Source organism: Anaerostipes faecalis (genome assembly GCF_018982945.1).
Lineage (GTDB): Bacteria > Bacillota > Clostridia > Lachnospirales > Lachnospiraceae > Anaerostipes > Anaerostipes faecalis.
The window spans coordinates 311,130-330,207 of sequence record NZ_JABRXE010000001.1 but is presented as its reverse complement, the minus strand read 5'-3'; the positions used below and the strand labels follow the sequence as shown (position 1 = coordinate 330,207).

Here is a 19,078-nt window from a genome sequence, read left to right as displayed (position 1 = left end):
TTTAATTTTCCTTTGACAAAATCTTTGACATCGTATGATAGAGAGAAGATTTATCTTTTCCTTTTAATATAACAGAAATAAATTCTTCACCTTTTTTATTTTTGGTTAAAATAATCAGACAAGAACCCGCCTGTGTTGTTGTTCCTGTTTTTCCTCCAATCATAAATACCTGATGAGGCAGTGTATAGTTTCCAAGTATATACTGATTGGTTGCTGCCATATCATATGTCTGCAGCTGATTTTTCTTATTGGTATATTCTATATAACTGCTGGATTTTCCTGCAATATCAAAATATTCATTATGTTTCGTAAGTTCTTTAAATATTAAATACAGGTCATAAGCAGTGGTATAATGATTTTCAAGATGCAATCCATTTGGATTGGCAAAATGCGTATTAGTAGCTCCCAGCTCTTTAGCTCTCTGATTCATCATTTTTACAAATGCTTTTTCGCTTCCTGCAATTTCTTCTCCAAGAGCAATTGCTGCATCATTAGCGGACATAACAATCAAAGCATTTAATAATGCTTCCACCGTAATCTTATCGCCTGCTTTTAAATGCAATGCCACTGCCGCTCCATCTTTAAACTTAATATCTTTTTTTATAGTCACTATCTTATTCAAGTCACAATTTTCCAGTGTCAGTAACGCTGTCATGATTTTTGTTGTACTTGCAGGAAATGCCTGATCAAATACTTTCTGCGCTACCAGAACTTCATTTGTTTCATTATTTACGAGCAAAGCTTCTTTTACATTCGAATATGTGACATGATCTGCATCTTTTTTTGAAACAACTCCAACCTGAGCAGCTTTTGACTGCCACATGGTATCCAATGTTTTTTCTTTAATTTCTGTTTCATTCTTCTCGTAATGGCTCTCATATGAAGTTGTTAAACTTCCATCATTGCCAAATATCTGGCAACCTGAAAGAGTCATTAAAATGACAGACATAAAAATACAAACTAATTTCTTCATATACGTTTTTTTGTAAAAAAAGACCGTCTGATGACAGTCTATTTGTACATATTCCTCCAATCTAAATCTCCTCTGTCCAGTGCCAGGATCAAAACTTCCGCTGTAGGAAGATTTGTGGCGCATGGAATATTATATTTATCACAAAGATTTAATACATTATAGAAATCAGGTGTCCTCTTTTTATTAGAAGGATCTTGAAGAAAAATCAGAAGGTCTATTTCATTGTTGGCAATCTTAGAACCCATTTGCTGCATCCCGCCAAAATGGCCAATTAAAAGCTTATGAATTTTCAAATTTGTCACATCTTCAATGACACGTCCAGTAGTACTGGTCGCATAAATCTTATGTTTCCTTAAAATATCCTGATATGCAATACACAAATTCTGCATAAGATTTTTCTTTCCATCGTGAGCAACTAATCCTACATTCATATTAACCTCCTAATATCTTTTTCCTTGCAAATGAATATTTAACAACAGCCCTATTCCTATAGAAGCTGAAAGTATCGAACTTAAACCGTAACTGATAAATGGTAATGGCAATCCGGTATTTGGCAATGTTCCAGTTGCAACACCAATATTAATAAACGACTGAAATCCCATATAACTGGCAACTCCCGTTGCTACATACATTCCAATAAGATTATCTGCTTTTCTTGCAATCCCAATACACTGGAGAACCAGTATAAAGAGAACCGCCATTACGACGATACATCCCACAAAACCAAATTCTTCACCGACAGCAGAAAAAATAAAATCAGTCTGCTGTTCAGAAACCAGATTTACATCACTGGCTGATACATTAGAAATGGTACTGCTGCCAAATCCTTTTCCAAATAATCCTCCAGATCCTATTGCCATTACAGAATTGCTTGTCTGCAGTGCTGTTGAATCAGCATAATCTTCCGGATGAAGAAAAGAGACAATTCTCTCCACCTGATGAGGTCTTAACAATATCTGTCCAGGCATCTGAACATACCATAAAAAGATTGCCAAAAGCGGAATTCCAATCGCAAACACTCTAATAATCAGTTTTGAATCCAGCCCCGCCACAAACACCATGGCAATAATAATAAAACAAATATCAAGTGTAGTAGACAGATTAGGCTGACTTAATATGAGATATAAAGGAGGTGCACATAATAACGCAAGTTTTCCAAGTACCTTTGGCTCATTTAAATCATACTGATGCTTTACGAGATAAACAGCTACTACAATGATCATAATAATTTTTGTCAACTCTGAAGGCTGGAATGTTCCCAGGGGTCCTAAGGAAAACCATCGTTTTGCATTGTTAACTTCTTTTCCGAAAAATTTTACCCCCAACAATAATACAAGATTCAAAATATACAATAATTCTGAATTTCTTGTAAAAAACTGAAAATCAATCATAGAAACAGCTACAATAACTATAAATCCCATCACAATTCCCAACGCCTGTTTTACTACAAAAGAAGGATTTGCACTATGAATAAATACCAGTCCCATGGCAGAAAGGACTAAAACTGTCAAAATAAGTTTAAAATTATAATTTTTCAGTCGATAGTTTCGAAACATTTTTCACTCCATGCTATTTCTTTAGTTCTCGAATCGGAATATTGGCATATAAGGCCGGTCCTTCCGATTCTTCACTGTTTTGCGTAATCTGAATATCCAATCCCTCTGGATCAATTTCCATATATTTTGAAATTACTTTGATAATATCATTTTTGATCAATTCCATAGTTTCAGGTGAACAATTGGAACGATCCGAAACCAATAAAAGTTTTAAACGATCTTTTGCAACTTCTCCTGAACTTTTTTTCTTAAAAAAATTATCAAATATTCCCATATTCCTCGCTTCCTTCCCTATTTCTTAAATACACTGGCAAGCTTCTGGAAAAATGTTGGTCCAGTAATTTCCATAAAAGGGACATTTTCCCCCAGGACACGTTTGCATATATTTTCATAAGCTTTACCTGCCGGAGTTGAAGTTCCCACCAGTGGCTCCCCTTGATTTGTGGAAATAACAATATTTTCGTCATCCGGTACAATTCCAATAAGATTAATTGCAAGAATATCAAGAACATCATCTTTTGAAAGCATATCTCCACGGTTTACCATATCCATACGGATTCGATTGATTACAAGATCAATCTTATGTATTTCATTTGCTTCTAACAGACCAATAATCCGGTCTGCGTCACGAATTGCAGAAACTTCCGGTGTTGTCACCACTAAAGCTCTGTCTGCACCAGATATAGCATTCTTAAATCCCTGCTCGATTCCTGCAGGACAATCCAGAATGATATAATCAAACTCTTCTTTCAAATCTTCCACCAGTTTTCCCATCTGTTCCGGAGAAACAGAAGTCTTGTCCCTTGTCTGTGCAGAAGGAAGTAAAAATAAATTTGGATATTTTTTATCTTTGATCAATGCCTGTTTCATACGACAGTTACCTTCAACAACATCTACAAGATTATATACAATTCTATTTTCCAGACCCATAACCACATCCAGATTGCGAAGTCCTATATCCGTATCAATCAGTACTACTTTTTTCCCTTCTTTAGCAAGACCGGTTCCAACATTTGCTGTTGTTGTAGTTTTTCCTACCCCACCTTTTCCGGATGTAATGACAATAACTTCACTCATTTTTATTTCCTCCATTCACTAAACTGTAATCTCACTTAAAAGCGCTTTTGATATTGGTTCAATATATATTTTTCCATCTTCAACAAATGCAATCTGCGCTTCCATTATCTGTGAGTCATTTTTGCTTCTGCCAAATTTCTTTCTCTTCCTATCTTTTTCTTCATCAGAGCATCTGGCTATCATATTTCCTATCCTTACCTGCATAGGCTGCATATCCAGCGCAGCTATAAATGATTTCTCATCTCCATCTGTTCCTGCATAAACATACCCCTTAGCACAACCAAGTATAACCACATTCCCTTTAGCCATCACTGTTGCTCCAGGATTAACATCACCCACAACAACAACACTTGAATCTGATTCAAGACTTTGTCCTGATCGAAGGGTTCCTTTATAAAACTGTCCAGAAGTAACATTAGCCTCTTCCTGCTTTTTTTCTTTTAAATGGATATATTGATCCATTGTTTCTTTAAAAATGTTATCTGCCAGTTTATCATCTTCAATAATATATGCGATTTCTAAAGAACTGTTTTCTGAAATAATATCCAGCAACTCTCTCATTTGTATGGAATTGAGTTTTCTTCCTTCAATTTTAACAGCTATCTGCTTCTTACTGTTAAAAAAATCCTTTGCCTGTATAAACTTTTCTTTTACGACCTGTTTTAATTTTCGAAAATCCATCTCTGAATCCAGTACAATTGTCAGACCATAATTATTTCCCTTTAATAATACAGGATCTTTCATATAATCCCTCACCTTTCCCTTAATCTCCTGCAACACTTGAAGCTGCCTCAGTGGCAATATTATTTTTCTTCTCCAGCTGTGCTTTTTTCTTATCTCCCGCAAAATAATATTCATAAACATCTTTTGCTACAGATGCTGCATTGGAAGATGTATATCCATACGGTATTACCACAGTTACAGAAATTTCCGGATCTTTATATGGCGCAAAAGAAATGAATAACGCATGGTTTGGACGTTTCTTATCTTCCTGTGCCGTTCCGGTTTTACCTGCAATCTCAACCTTTGTTCCATTAAAAATACTGCTTACAGAACTGTCTTTTCCTGTTACTACTCGACGCATACCGGATTGGACTGCATCCCAGTATTCTGTTTTGTATGTTACTTTTCCTTTTTTCTTTACATTATATTTCTTTATGGTTTTTCCATTATCATTTGTAATCTTATCAAGAATACTCAAATCGAAGACTGTACCCCTGTTTGACAGAGTCGTCACATAATTGGAAATCTGACTTGGAGTAAAACTGTTTCGCCCCTGTCCGATAGCCGAACGAACAGATGTCTCATCTGACACCTGAGGTGAAGCTTCATCCAGCTCAATACCTGATTTTTTATTTATTCCAAGTTCCGTTGCATACTTCTCCAGATATTTAAGTCCTTGTTTACTACTGTATGTTCCCGATTTATTTCCTAATTGATATCCTACCTCATAAAAGAAATAATTACAAGATGCTCCTATTGCACCTGAAACATTTTTTGAACCATGCTTGTCCGGATATTTCCAGCACTTAGCTGCTGGAGTAATTTTATCATATAATCCGGTACAATTAATCGTCGTTCCGGTAGTAATCACTTTTTCATTTAATCCCGCCAAAGCGCACAATGGTTTAAATGTAGATCCTGGAGCAGTTTTATGATTTAACACCTGATTATATAATGGTGTTGATGTGGAATTGGCAAGCTGTCTGTAATATCCTGAATCTGTTCCATTTGAAAGCCTGTTACTATCATATCCCGGGTAACTTACCATTGCTTTAACTTTTCCCGTTTTTGAATCTGTAATTACTATAGAACCAGAACAAGGATCTAATCCCAGCTGTGCAGGTGTAATCTCCAGTTTCTTTAATTTATTGTAAATAAAAGAATAACTGCTCAAAGAACCTGACTTAAGTCCTGTATAATCACTATCACCTTTTTTCTTAAGAATTCCCTGTTCATACAGCAATAAACAAACTTCTCTTCCAGATAATTTTCCTGTATCAATCTTTTGTTCACAAACAGTCATATCAAAATCATCTGCTTCTATCAACTGATCTTCAATATATGATGCAAGTGCTTTCATTATCTCTTCAGTATCATTATATTTACTTTTAATACTCAGATTAGAAATATCAATCCATTCCTTATTTATTGCATATCGAAAAAATTCTCCCAAACCTATTTTTTCATTTTCCCATTTCTGGTATGTCTTATCTTTAGTATCAATTGAACTGCTTAATAAAATCTTTTTACTGGTCAGCAATTTATACACATAAGTTGCATATGCCTGTCTTTCATCACTTTCACTCTTGTAAGATTTGTGACTGTTCATAATCATATCAACTGTTGAATCAATAGCTGAATCTTTTAATTTCTGAATCTTTTTATATATTTTCTTCTCATAAGGCGTCGCATCATTGCCATTTAAATTTTCCAGATCAATGATTCCATTTCCAATCAATGCATAGTAAGTATCTTTAATTGGAATTTTAATATTCTCACGATTTGTTCCTTTACTATCGGAAGGTGTCAACTTTGAAAGAACGATTCCGGCAATTTTTTTCTCCAGAAGATTATACACATATTCCTGAAGTTCACTGTCTATTGACAACGTTACATTATTACCTGTCCCTGCCTTAACCGTCTTTGTGGTATCTACAATTTTCCCAATATTATTTACAATAAGTGTCTGACTTCCACTATCTCCATGAAGATAAGATTCCAGTTCCTTCTCAATCCCGGCTTTTCCAACAGTTTCATCCATGGAATAATAATCCTTATCATCTTCGCTTTTTCCTTTATTGTACTCTTCCAGTTCATCTGTATTAACCGTTCCTGTATAACCTACCACATGGGACATTGCCTCACTTTTATTATAAACACGAATAGATTTTGTAGAAATATCTATTCCCGGTAAATCTCCACTTCGTTCCTCGATTTCCGCAATACTCTTGTTACTGATTTCATTGGCGATGGTTACCTTCATATATTGAGAATACCTGCTTAAAAAAGCACTATAACGAACAGACATGATTTTCAGAGCATCTTTATTCGAATACTTTTTATCAATGTCAAACATTTTTCCGGTTCCTGCTGAACCAAGAGTTCCATTTCTTAAATATTCAAACACTTCTTTGGCTGATGCATTCAGCTGTTTTTCTCTTAATTCTTTTTCAGAAGCTGATAAATCGGATGTATCTTTACCAATTCCGAATACATCTCTTTTGAATTTTTCCAGCCGAGATCCGGTTTCTGTGAAACGAAACTTGCCACTGCCTGTAATTTCTATTGGGATATCATTGATAAATGTATCTCCATTACTTTCCAGTATTTTAATCACTTCATAAATAATACGGTTTTTTTCGTAGTTTTCAGAAGTGTCATTTTTTTCTGCAAGAGTCTTAAATGCATTATCATTCTGAAATGTCACTGTATAAACAAGCTTATTATAAGCCAGCAGCTTTCCATTGCTGTCATAGATATTTCCTCTTGTCCCGGAAATCTTCACTGTCTTTTCAACTTTATATGTAAAATCCTGTCTATGAGATTCCCCTTGAACAATCTGGAGAATAAAAACTCTGTAAACAAGAATACAAAAAAGCACTCCAAATAAAACCGTCAAGACTAACAGACGATTTTCCAGTAATTTTTCTGCTTTTTGATAAACTTTTCGTAACATTTAGAACATACTCCTTTTTTCACCATCGCTGATTCGAACATCAATTGCCAAAAGTATTTTATAAATTACCAATGCCACAATCGCTGTATAAACTGCTTCAGGAATCATAATGTGCCACAGATATGAGAAAAAATGAAATCTTCCTCTCAATGCAAAAAAGAAAAAGAAAATCACAACACTGTAAGCCAATGAATTTACTGCCAGAAGCCCCATAGGAAGTAAAATATCATCCTCATAAAAATGTGTATGAAACCATCCATTGGCATATCCAAACAACAAATAAACCAGTGCATACTGTCCCAGAACATCACCTGAAAAAATATCAATCAATAACCCGCATATAAAACCGATTACGATTCCCTCTTTTTTACCTCGGATAAATCCCATGGTAACAGTCAGAATCAATAAGATATTAGGTACTACATCTGCCAGTTTCAGAAAATCAAAAACTGTTGTCTGCAAAAGGAAGCAGGTAATCACTGATATAATATAAAATACAATTCTTTTTATACTCATTTGATTTCACCTGCTATTCTTTCGTTCCTTCGTCTAATGATTCTGTCTTCTTAATATCCGTAATTACCAAAACTTCTTTTAAATGTTTAAAATCAACGATCGGGGTTACTCTGGCTGTTTTTGTAAGCTTTGTTGAATCCAGTTTAATATCGGATACTTTTCCAATGGTGATACCTTCATTAAATTTTGAACTGATATAAGAAGTAACCAGTTCATCCCCATTTTTCACTTTTGCATCTTTATCAATATATACAACTTCCAGATACCCGTCTGCCATAGTATCCAGACTTCCTTTCACGATACAGTTATCTTTTGTTTTTAAAAACATGGCACTTACCATACTTGTATCATTTATGATTGTTCTTACTTTCGCAGAATGAGATGTTACATCATATACGATACCTACCAGTCCGTTATCTGCAATAACGTTCATATCTTTCTTGATTCCATCTTTACTACCTTTGTCTATCGCAAAAATCTCAAACCAGTTTCCTGAACCTTTACTGATTACTCTGGCACCCACAGTGTGATATTTTTTATATTTTGCCTTTAATTTAAGCAGGTCCTGAAGTCTCTCCAGCTCTACCTGATCCTGCTGCAGAATCCGATTCTGCATCTTCATTGCATTAAGTTTTTCCTGGAGCAGTTCATTTTCAGCTTTCAGCTGTTTTTTTGTCTTAATATCTTCATTCCATGAAAACACCGAATTTCCCACTGAATTAATACCTTTCTGCATTGGTGACAGAATCATTGTAACAACATTTTTAACCGGTGTAAGTACACCTCCTGCAAATACACTGACACCAATCAGTAATCCGCAGACAGCAATAAAAATCACCAGATAATGGGTTGAATTCATTTTTTTCCTTTGCAACTTCATACAACTATCCTCGTTTCATTATTTACATTCATCAATGAGTATCTTCAGGCCACGTATAACACTATCTTCTGGTTCTTTCATGCTATGCACCTGAATGCCCAATTCCTCTTCCATCCAGCTTTCTGCTTTGGAAAATGCTGCTCCACCACCTGAAGTATATATACCATGAGCAATAATATCTGAAGCAAGCTCCGGTGGAACAATCTCAAGCAGAGCTTTTGTCTCCATGGTTATTTCATGAATATAGTCCCTGACTTTCTTCTCTGCAGCAAGTACTGGAACCCAGGTTTTTCTAGGTAATCCACTGACCAGATCCCTTCCTTTGATTATCACAGATTTATCATTCTCACATTTGGAATATTGCATTTTTAAACGTTCTGCACTTTTCTTTCCAATATTTATATTATACTCTCGTTTCATCTGATGGACAAGCCATTGATCAATCTGATTTCCCCCAAAAGGAATCAAACGGCTGCTTACAATTCCTCCCAAAGAAATAACTGATATTTCTGTTGTTCCAGCGCCAAAATCAACTATCAGATTTCCAGAGGGTTTAGAAACATCTATTCCATTTCCCATGGCAGCAAGTACCGGTTTGGGAATAAGATGCACTTCTCTCAAATGTCGTACAGATTCCCATATTAAATCAGAAAATGCTCTTCTCTCAACTCCTGTAATATCTACAGGTATAGCAACATTTACCGTATATTTTCGGAAATGACGAAAATACTTTCGAAATACTGAAGTAAGCAAAAGACGCATATTGGTATAATCCCCTATCACACCACAATGAACAGGCGCGATCATCTGAATCTCCCGCGGTTCCTTCTCCAGCATCAGAAAAGCTTCATTTCCTATTGCAGAAATCTTTCCATAACAATCCATTGCAATTAGATTCTTCATTTTAAGAAACTGTTCTTTGCCCTGTATACAAATTCTCAAATTTCTTGTTCCCAATTCGATTCCTATCTGACCTTTTTTCATATTAATCTCCTTACATCATCTGTTCTTCGCGAAAACTCACATAAGAATGATCTCCGATGATAATATGGTCAGACAGTGGAATTCCGACAAATTCTCCAATTTCTTTCATTCTCTTAGTCGTCAGAATATCCTGTCTGCTTGGAGTAGGATCACCTGACGGATGATTATGGACCATGATAACAGATACTGCTTCACAGCGAAATGCTTCTACAAATAACTCTCTTGGAGATGCCACCGTCTGATTTACTGTACCAACGGAAATCGTTAGCTCTTTGATGACCTTATTCTTCCCATTAAAAAAAATTAAAATCATCTTTTCACGATTCAGGTGTCGCATCTTTTCCATATAATAGTCTGCAATAGATCCAGGCGAATGGAAACTAATCTTATCTTGTGCTTTCGATGCAGAAAGACGTTTAGATAATTCAGCAATACATTGAACCTGCACTGCTTTTACAAGTCCTATTCCATCAATCCTTTTTAATTCCTCCAGAGACAAATGGAAAATACCGAGAATTCCCTGATAATATGGATGTAATGATATAATTTCTCTCGCTAGCTCAATTGCCGTTTTATCTCTGGTTCCATTCCTAAGAATCACCGCAAGAAGCTCTGCATCAGACAGCATTTCAGGTCCATACTTTTCACATTTTTCATAAGGTCTTTCAGATACTGGTATCTCTTTTAGGGTTTGATGTTTTTTCTTCATTTTCTATTCCTTTCCAACCGGAAAAGAACACAAAAACATTTCTCATCTATAAATATTACCATAAGTTCCAATGGATGTATAGAAAACCATCTAGGGTTTTCCTTAAAATTTTCTTAGTATTTTATCAAATTTCTAACAACCCTTTTTCTACCATCCTCTGTAATGACATAATAATTCCATATTTTGCATGAGGATAGGTAAGTCCCCCCTGGAAGTATACTGCATATGGCTCTTTCATCGGTCCATCTGCACTTAATTCAATAGACGCTCCTGATACAAATGTCCCCGCTGCCATAATAACTTCACTATCATATCCCGGCATATCCCATGGTACAGGTGTCACATAACTGTCAATTGGAGAGGCTTTTTGAATTCCTTCACAGAAAGCAATCAGTTTTTCCGGATCATTTAATTCTACTGCCTGGATAATATCATGTCTGCTTTCCGTTCCATCAGGAATTACACGAAATCCCAGTTTTTCATAAAGATTCGCCGCAAAAACCGCACCTTTTACTGCTGCATTTACAACAGTCGGAGCCATAAACAGTCCCTGGAAAAACTGTCGGTTTACTCCAAGAGTCGCCCCAACTTCTTTTCCAAGCCCTGGTGTTGTTAATCGATAAGAACATTGTTCGATCAGATCTTTTCTTCCACAGATATATCCTCCAATTGGTGCTAAACCTCCACCCGGATTTTTTATCAAAGAGCCTACGACCATATCCGCTCCTACATTAGATGGCTCTGTTTCTTCAACAAATTCACCATAACAATTGTCGACCATTACAATCAGATTCTTATCTGTCTTTTTTATAAATTCAATTGCTTCACCAATCTGCTTTACAGATAAAGTTGGTCTTGTGGCATATCCTTTAGAACGCTGAATATGAACCAGCTTTGTATTCTTGTTAATCGCTTTTTTTATAGCTTCATAATCAAAACTTCCATCAGAAAGAAGATCCACCTGTGAATATGTGATACCATATTCTGCCAGGGATCCTTTTGATTCCCTGATTCCGATTACTTCTTCCAACGTATCATAAGGTTTTCCAGAAATAGCCAGTATTTCATCTCCCGGACGTAAATTAGCTGAAAGCGCTAATCCTAACGCATGTGTTCCACATGTAATCTGCGGTCGAACCAGTGCATCTTCTGTACCAAATACATCTGCATATACAGCTTCCAAAGCCTCTCTTCCTGCATCGTTATATCCATATCCGGTTGTTGCCCCTAAATGCACTTCTGCAATTTTATATTTTTGGAACGCCTTAAGTATTTTCAGCTGATTTAATTCTGCGATTCCATCAATTTCTGCAAAACGTTCTTTTAACCCATCTTCTATCTTATTTAAAAAATCATAAACTTTTCCGTCTACACCTAATTCCTGGTAATATTTCTTTAAATTATCCATGATATATGCCTTTCTCTTTTAATGTCTTTAATATATCTTGTAATATTTCCTTCTCTGACTGATATTGGGATTTATCAATCATAGTTACTTCCTTTTCTCTTCCAAACCATGTTAATTGCCTTTTAGCAAAATGTCTGGTATCTTTTTTTATTTTTTCTATGGTCTCTTTCAGAGACATATTCCCTTCCAGATAGTCAAATACCTGTCTGTATCCTATCCCCTGCATGGAAACCATGGATTTCTCATATCCTTCCTGTTTCAGGTTTTTTACCTCTTCAATCAGCCCTTCCTGAACCATCAAATCCACTCTTTGATTGATTCTTTCGTATAATATTTCTCTTTTATCATTCAGAACAAAATAAGCAAAATTATAAGGTGATTGTTTTCCGGCTTCTTCTTCATTATGTTTGGATATAGGATATCCATTCATTTTATAAAATTCCAATGCCCGAATAACTCTTTTTACATTGTTTTTATGAATTTTTCCGGCAGATACCGGGTCAATTTCAAAAAGCATTTTATGTAAAACTTCTTTTCCCTCTGTTTCCGCTTTACAAATCAGCGATTCCCGATAACTATGGTCTGATTCTTCCTTTGTAAAATCTATATCATATAACAAGCTTTGTATATAAAATCCTGTTCCTCCCACAATCAATGGAACCTTGCCTTTTGCATATATTTTTTTCAATGCATCTTTTGCCATTCGCTGAAATCTCTCCACATGGAATTCTTCCGCCGGATCCAGTTCATCTATTAAATAATGTGGCACTCCTTTCATTTCCTCTGGTCGGATTTTGGCTGTTCCTATATTCATTTTCTTATAAACCTGCATGGAATCAGCAGAAATTATTTCTCCATCAATGGCTTGAGCAAGTCCTATAGATAATTCTGTTTTTCCCACAGCAGTTGGTCCTGTTAAAATTACCATTGGTTTCATTTATTAAAATCCTTTCGGCATTAATTCTGATAATCGATAAACTTCATATCCATTGTTGCTTTGACATATAACTTTAATATCCGGACAAAATTCATGAAGAACCTGTCTGCAGATCCCACATGGATATACTGTTCCTTCTCCATTTGATGCAATGGCAATAGCTTCAAAATCCTGTTTTCCAAAGCTAACTGCCTGTACCACAACAGAGCGTTCTGCACAAATAGCTGCTCCGTAGGAAGAATTTTCTACATTGCATCCGGTAAAAACCTGACCATCTTTCGTTAACAATGCTGCTCCAACCTGAAACTTTGAATAAGGGGCATAAGCATTTTTTTTAGCCTGATCTGCCATTTTCAACAACTCTCTGTCTTCCATATACGCCTCCTAAATAATACGCTTAAACTTCTTTTCAATTTCATATTTAGTCATTTTTATAATCGTTGGTCTGCCATGAGGACACTGATATGGATTTTCCAAAGTCATCAGCTGATCCAGCAGATGTTCAACTTCCCACGATGACATTTTCTGATTCCCCTTTACAGACATTTTACAAGCCATGGAAGCAATTTTATTGGTAATCATTTCTATTCCTGTATTTCCATGCTCCTTACTTATAGAATCCAGAAGTTCTATAAAAATATCTTTTTCACCAAGGCCATATAAATTTGCCGGCACCTCACGGATACAAAATTCATTTCCCCCAAAAGCCTCAATGGAAAAGCCAAGTTGTGCAAAAACATCCTTATATTTCGATAATATTTCTGCTTCTGTCATTGAAACAGTTATAACCATTGGTGGTTCCAGTCCCTGACTGTATATATCTTTATTTTTAAAATCCCTGATCAGCTTTTCATAATTAACTTTCTCATGTGCCGCATGTTGATCCATGATAAATAACTGATCTTCAAATTCAATCAGCCAGTATGTCTGAAACAATTGTCCAATAACTCTTCTGTCCGATCTGGCTTTCTCCTCTAAAATTGATGTTTCATTCAACGTCATCTGAACAGGTGGAGTTTTTTCCATATTTTCTGAAATGGATTGTTTTTGAATATTATAATTTATACCGGCAAAAACTGATTTTTTTTGTTCTTCCTTTGCTCTTCTGACAGATTCAAAAGGTTCTGGCATCTTTTGAATCGAAGAAGTAGTTTTATCCTTTTGGGATAATTCAGTTTTCTTTTCAATCTTCTTTTCTTTTACCACTTCTACTTGAGGGATCAGATCCTGGGAAAGGAGACATTCTCTAATCTTCTCAACTAAAAGATCATATATCTCGCTTCCATTTCGGAAACGCATTTCCATTTTAGTCGGATGGACATTGACATCCAGTAATTCCGAACGGACTTTGATATCCAGACATACAAAAGGATATTTATGAGTCATGGTAAATGTTTTATATGCTTCTTCTACTGCTTTATATATTAATGAACTTTTTATATATCTTCCATTGATAAAATAGCTTTCATAATTTCTATTTCCTCTGGAAATATAAGGCTTACCTGCAAATCCCGATAAGGATACATTTTCCGACTCTCCATTGACCGGAATCAATGCCCCCGCAATATCTCTTCCGTAAATATGGTATATGATATCCTTAACATTCCCATTTCCTGAAGTATATATCTTGTTCTTATTATTATGAATGAATTTAAAAGATACTTCCGGATGACTTAATGCCATATGAACCATGATCTGTTCTACATAACCCGCTTCTGTAGCAGCACTTTTTAAGAACTTTCTTCTTGCCGGTGTATTATAAAAGAGATTTTTCACAAGAAATGTTGTTCCGTCCGGCGCTCCGATATCAGAAAATCCTTCTTCTTCTCCACCATAAATCTTATAAGATACTCCACTAAATCCTTCTGATGTTTTGGTAACCAGTTCAACCTGAGCTACTGCACTGATACTTGATAAAGCCTCCCCTCGAAATCCCAGAGAAGAAACTGTCATCAAATCTTCCACAGATTGGATTTTACTTGTTGCATGGCGCAAAAAAGCAGTTTTTACCTGATCCTTTGGAATTCCACATCCATTATCTGTTACTCTGATTAATGTCATTCCACCGTCTTTGATTTCAACAGTTATAGCATTAGCCTTGGCGTCAATAGAATTTTCCACCAGCTCTTTTACTACAGAAGCAGGACGTTCAATAACCTCTCCCGCTGCAATATTATCAATTGTCTTTTGATCCAGTAATTGTATTTTTGCCATAATTATTCCTCATTTTTCAGCTTATCCTGTAAAAGGTAAAGATAATTCAGAGCTTCTAACGGAGTCATATCAGACAAATCTTTTTCTCTCAATTCTGCCATAAACGGATGTTCCATTGTCGGTTCATCACTTTGCTGGAAAAAGGACAGCTGTTCTGCCTCTCCATAAGGCTGAATATTCTGTGCGGCAGATGCAATGTCATGATCACTTAATTCTCTGGATATTTCTTTCGCTCTTTGAATCACGGCATCCGGTACCCCTGCAAGTTTTGCCACCTGCACGCCATAACTTTTATCTGCTCCACCCTTTATAATCTTTCTCAGAAAGACAATATTATCACCCTGTTCTTTTACTGCGATACAATAATTATTTACACTGTCAATTTTTCCTTCCAATTCCGTCAGTTCATGATAATGAGTTGCAAACAAGGTTTTTGCACCTAATAATTTAGGATTACTTATGTATTCCACTACAGCCCATGCAATCGACAGGCCATCATACGTACTGGTTCCTCTTCCTATTTCATCCAAAATCAATAAACTATTTTTAGTTGCATTTCTCAATATATTGGCAACTTCACTCATTTCGACCATGAATGTACTTTGTCCGGAAGCCAGATCATCAGATGCCCCAACTCTTGTGAAAATACGATCAACAATTCCAATATTTGCTTTTGCCGCCGGGACAAAAGAGCCAACCTGTGCCATCAGCACGATTAATGCACTCTGTCTCATATAGGTTGATTTTCCTGCCATATTAGGTCCTGTAATGATAGAAACTCGATTTTTTCGATTATCCAGATATGTATCATTTGCGATGAACATATCATTCTGAATCATCTGTTCTACCACAGGATGTCTTCCATCTTTTATATCAATAGTTCCACGAATATTTAATTTGGGTCTGACATAATGATTTCGTTCTGCCACATATGCTAGTGATGCCAACGCATCTATCTGAGCAATCACATGTGCTGTTTGGGCAATTCGTTCCATCTCTCCAGCAAGTGTTTCACGAATAATCACAAAAGTCTCATATTCCAGTGCATACAGACGATCTTCAGATCCGAGAATTGTATCTGCAAGCTGATTCAGTTCTTCTGTTGTATAACGTTCAGAGTTTGCCAGAGTCTGTTTACGAATATAGTGATCAGGAACCAGATTTTTATATGAATTAGTTACATCAAGATAATATCCGAATACTTTATTGAATTTTATCTTAAGATTTTTTATTCCCGTTGCCTTCCGCTCTCGTTCTTCCAGGTCAATCAGCCATTGTTTTCCCTCTGTTTTTGCCCTCTTCAATTTATCAATATCTTCTTTAAATCCATCTTTGATAATACCACCTTCCTTAATGGCAATTGGCGGTTCTTCCACAATAGAATCTTCCAGAAGCTGATAAATATCTTCCAATGTATCCAGATTTTCTTTTAAACGAGTCAGCAAAGGATCTTTGCATTCTTCCAATATGGTTTTAATAGGGGTAAGCCAGCGAAGGGAAGTCTTAAATGCTATCATATCTCTTGGATTGGCTGTTTTATAGCTGACTTTCGTCATAAGACGTTCCAGGTCATAAATAGGATTGAGATATTCTCTTAACTCCTCTCTGACAATTGCCTGCTTGGTCAGCGAAGTCAGAGCATCGTAACGCTCTTCTATTTTACTCTTATCAACAAGCGGCTGTTCCAGCATACTTCTCAACATTCTGGCACCCATTGCAGTTTTTGTTTTATCAAGGACCCATAAGAGGGACCCTTTTTTCTGCTTATCCCTCAATGTCTCACATAGCTCCAGATTTCTTCTGCTAGAACTGTCAATAATCATAAATTGACTTGTCTCATAAGGTGTAATATGCATAAGATGATCCAGAGAACTTTTTTGAGTTTCATGAAGATATCCAAGAAGAGCACCTGTCGCAATAATTCCCATAGGATAATCATTCAATCCAAGGCCTTCCAGATTTCCAACCTTAAACTGCTCTTTAATTCTCTCTACTGCCTGATCTTCATCAAAATAGAAATGTTCAATTCCGGAAATCATAACAGACATCTTATCTCTTAGATAATCCAGATCAATCCCGCTGATAAAAAATGCATCGTTACAAATAATTTCTGCAGGAGCAAATTTAAAAATTTCATCCTGCACTTTAGAAAGACTGTCCATAGACGTGGTACGGAAATCTCCTGTTGTTATATCTACCAGTGAAACTCCATAACTTCCATCATTACAAAAAATGCACATTAGATAATTATTTTTTTCATCATCTAAGCTCTGTTGGGAAATATTGGTTCCTGGCGTTACAATTCTAACTATTTCTCTTTTTACGATTCCTTTTGCCTGACTTGGATCTTCTACCTGCTCACAAATTCCAACTTTATATCCCTTTTCCACCAGCTTATTTAAATAGGAATCGGCCGCATGATAAGGAACACCGCACATAGGTGCCCGCTCTTCCAATCCGCAGTTTTTTCCAGTCAGTGTGATTTCCAGTTCTCTGGATGCAGTGATTGCATCATCAAAAAACATTTCATAAAAATCCCCCAGACGATAAAACAGTATGCAGTCTTTATTTTCCTCTTTTATTTTCATATACTGTTGCATCATTGGTGTTAATTTAGCCATTCACCTGTTCTCCCATATAATAAAAGCCTTTTTCTTCCATAAGTTTTACTTTCACAATTGATCCTATCTGCTCCTTACATCCTTTAAAATGAACCAGAAGATTATTTTCCAGTCTACCAGTAATCATTCCATCCTCATGGGTATTTTCCTCTTCCACCAGAACTTCTTCGATAGCTCCAACTTTTTTCTTACAATTTATTGCAGATGTTTCCTTTAACAATGCTAAAAGTCGGTCAAACCGTTCTTTGATGACATCTTTATCCACCTGATGCTCCATAGTTGCTGCAGGAGTACCAGTGCGCTTAGAATATACATAAGTATAAGCACTATCAAAACCTACTTTTTTTACAACGTCTAAAGTATCTTCAAAATCTTCTTCTGTTTCTCCCGGAAATCCAACAATAATATCCGTTGTGAAAGATACTCCAGGAATTCTGTCTTTGATTTTCTGCGCCAGTTTAAGATAATCTTCCTTTGTATAATGGCGATTCATCTCTTTTAACAATCGGGTACTTCCTGACTGCATTGGCAGATGCATATGACTGCATATTTTTTTTGAGTGAGCCATTACATCAATCAGTTCATCTGACAGATCTTTTGGATGAGGTGTCATAAAACGAATTCTTTCAAGTCCTTCAACTTTTTCAATTTCACCAAGCAGCTGAGCAAATGTCATTGGTTTTTCCAGAGTTTTTCCATAAGAATTTACATTCTGTCCAAGAAGCATTACTTCTTTCACGCCTTCTGATACTACCTGTTCTATTTCTTTGATAATATCTTCCGGTTTACGACTACGTTCCCTGCCTCTTACATACGGAACAATACAATAACTGCAAAAATTATTGCATCCATACATGATATTTACTCCACATTTAAAAGAAAATTTACGATCACTTGGTAAGTCTTCCACAATCTGATTAGTATCTTTCCATATATCAACGATCAGACTTCCTGCGTCAACTCTCTCTTTTAACAACTCTGCCAATTTAAAAATATTATGTGTACCAAAAATTACGTCAACAAAACGATAGCTTGTTCTTATTTTCTCAATAACATGCGGCTCCTGCATCATACATCCGCATAATCCTATCATCATATGAGGATTTTTTTCCTTCATCTTTTTTACCTGTCCTAAATGTCCATAAAGTTTGGTATTGGCATTTTCACGGACTGTACAGGTATTAAACAGCAGTAAATCCGCCTCTTCTGTTTCTACTTCCTGATAACCCATGGTTTCCAAAATTCCAAGTAGTTTTTCAGAATCCTTTTCATTCATCTGACACCCAAAGGTTGTTACATGACAAGTCAGTGGACGTCCCAATTCTTCCGTCTTTTCCTGCACCCATTTTTTCATCTCATCCATAAAATGCATCTGACGCTGTGTCTCATTTTTATATTCTAAAATACTCATTTTTATCTCCTTCTGATTCATTGCATACAGATTTAATTATACCCTACCAGGCAAAGTTCGTCCAGCCTGAAAGACCAGAATTTCCTAACTAAACAAAGCGGTCAATATCTTTC

Annotated in this window: 17 protein-coding genes; all 17 read right to left on the bottom strand. The window is 35.9% G+C overall.

Annotation, left to right across the window (positions count from 1 at the left end):
- Position 1 precedes the first annotated feature (1 nt).
- The 17 genes from KTB61_RS01540 to miaB all read right to left on the bottom strand — a co-directional run bounded on the left by KTB61_RS01540 (position 2) and on the right by miaB (position 18,965).
- Entirely contained in the window at positions 2-973 is a 972-nt protein-coding gene (locus KTB61_RS01540; RefSeq protein WP_230973565.1) for a D-alanyl-D-alanine carboxypeptidase family protein, read from the bottom strand.
- Positions 974-1,011: 38 nt separating this feature from the next.
- Positions 1,012-1,404, bottom strand: a complete 393-nt coding sequence (locus tag KTB61_RS01535) for a methylglyoxal synthase (RefSeq protein ID WP_075759013.1) — start codon at positions 1,402-1,404, stop codon at positions 1,012-1,014.
- Positions 1,405-1,413: 9 nt separating this feature from the next.
- Positions 1,414-2,529: an FtsW/RodA/SpoVE family cell cycle protein gene (locus KTB61_RS01530; RefSeq protein WP_216696657.1), complete on the bottom strand. Its 1,116-nt coding sequence runs from the start codon at positions 2,527-2,529 to the stop codon at positions 1,414-1,416.
- A 13-nt stretch (positions 2,530-2,542) separates the two neighbouring features.
- Positions 2,543-2,803 carry a cell division topological specificity factor MinE gene (gene minE / locus KTB61_RS01525; protein WP_075759015.1) on the bottom strand — a complete coding sequence of 87 codons (261 nt, stop codon included), beginning with the start codon at positions 2,801-2,803 and terminating at the stop codon, positions 2,543-2,545.
- 17 nt (positions 2,804-2,820) lie between these two features.
- Entirely contained in the window at positions 2,821-3,606 is a 786-nt protein-coding gene (minD, locus tag KTB61_RS01520; protein WP_075759016.1) for a septum site-determining protein MinD, read from the bottom strand.
- 18 nt (positions 3,607-3,624) lie between these two features.
- Positions 3,625-4,350 (bottom strand): septum site-determining protein MinC, encoded by a 726-nt coding sequence (gene minC, locus KTB61_RS01515; protein ID WP_075760516.1) that lies wholly within the window; start codon positions 4,348-4,350, stop codon positions 3,625-3,627.
- Between the two features lie 19 nt (positions 4,351-4,369).
- Positions 4,370-7,285: a penicillin-binding transpeptidase domain-containing protein gene (locus KTB61_RS01510; protein ID WP_216696656.1), complete on the bottom strand. Its 2,916-nt coding sequence runs from the start codon at positions 7,283-7,285 to the stop codon at positions 4,370-4,372.
- The gene (mreD, locus tag KTB61_RS01505) at positions 7,286-7,801 is read right to left on the bottom strand and encodes a rod shape-determining protein MreD (protein WP_075759018.1); all 516 of its coding nucleotides are present in this window, start codon (positions 7,799-7,801) and stop codon (positions 7,286-7,288) included.
- 13 nt (positions 7,802-7,814) lie between these two features.
- The gene (gene mreC / locus KTB61_RS01500) at positions 7,815-8,681 is read right to left on the bottom strand and encodes a rod shape-determining protein MreC (RefSeq protein WP_075759019.1); all 867 of its coding nucleotides are present in this window, start codon (positions 8,679-8,681) and stop codon (positions 7,815-7,817) included.
- A gap of 18 nt (positions 8,682-8,699) precedes the next feature.
- The gene (locus KTB61_RS01495) at positions 8,700-9,665 is read right to left on the bottom strand and encodes a rod shape-determining protein (protein WP_216696655.1); all 966 of its coding nucleotides are present in this window, start codon (positions 9,663-9,665) and stop codon (positions 8,700-8,702) included.
- A 10-nt stretch (positions 9,666-9,675) separates the two neighbouring features.
- Positions 9,676-10,374, bottom strand: coding sequence for a RadC family protein (gene radC / locus KTB61_RS01490; protein ID WP_216696654.1), 699 nt, complete (start codon positions 10,372-10,374; stop codon positions 9,676-9,678).
- Between the two features lie 124 nt (positions 10,375-10,498).
- A complete protein-coding gene (locus tag KTB61_RS01485) occupies positions 10,499-11,782 on the bottom strand; it encodes a methionine gamma-lyase family protein (RefSeq protein WP_216696653.1) in 1,284 nt (427 codons plus the stop codon).
- Positions 11,775-12,719: a tRNA (adenosine(37)-N6)-dimethylallyltransferase MiaA gene (gene miaA, locus KTB61_RS01480; RefSeq protein WP_143249362.1), complete on the bottom strand. Its 945-nt coding sequence runs from the start codon at positions 12,717-12,719 to the stop codon at positions 11,775-11,777. Before miaA ends, KTB61_RS01485 begins: the two co-directional genes overlap by 8 nt.
- 3 nt (positions 12,720-12,722) lie before the next feature.
- Positions 12,723-13,094, bottom strand: a complete 372-nt coding sequence (gene cdd, locus KTB61_RS01475) for a cytidine deaminase (RefSeq protein ID WP_143249363.1) — start codon at positions 13,092-13,094, stop codon at positions 12,723-12,725.
- A gap of 9 nt (positions 13,095-13,103) precedes the next feature.
- Positions 13,104-14,933 carry a DNA mismatch repair endonuclease MutL gene (gene mutL, locus KTB61_RS01470; protein WP_075759023.1) on the bottom strand — a complete coding sequence of 610 codons (1,830 nt, stop codon included), beginning with the start codon at positions 14,931-14,933 and terminating at the stop codon, positions 13,104-13,106.
- Positions 14,934-14,935: 2 nt separating this feature from the next.
- Positions 14,936-17,554: a DNA mismatch repair protein MutS gene (mutS, locus tag KTB61_RS01465; protein WP_075759024.1), complete on the bottom strand. Its 2,619-nt coding sequence runs from the start codon at positions 17,552-17,554 to the stop codon at positions 14,936-14,938.
- Positions 17,547-18,965, bottom strand: a complete 1,419-nt coding sequence (gene miaB, locus KTB61_RS01460) for a tRNA (N6-isopentenyl adenosine(37)-C2)-methylthiotransferase MiaB (protein WP_216696652.1) — start codon at positions 18,963-18,965, stop codon at positions 17,547-17,549. Before miaB ends, mutS begins: the two co-directional genes overlap by 8 nt.
- Between the last annotated feature and the right edge of the window lie 113 nt (positions 18,966-19,078).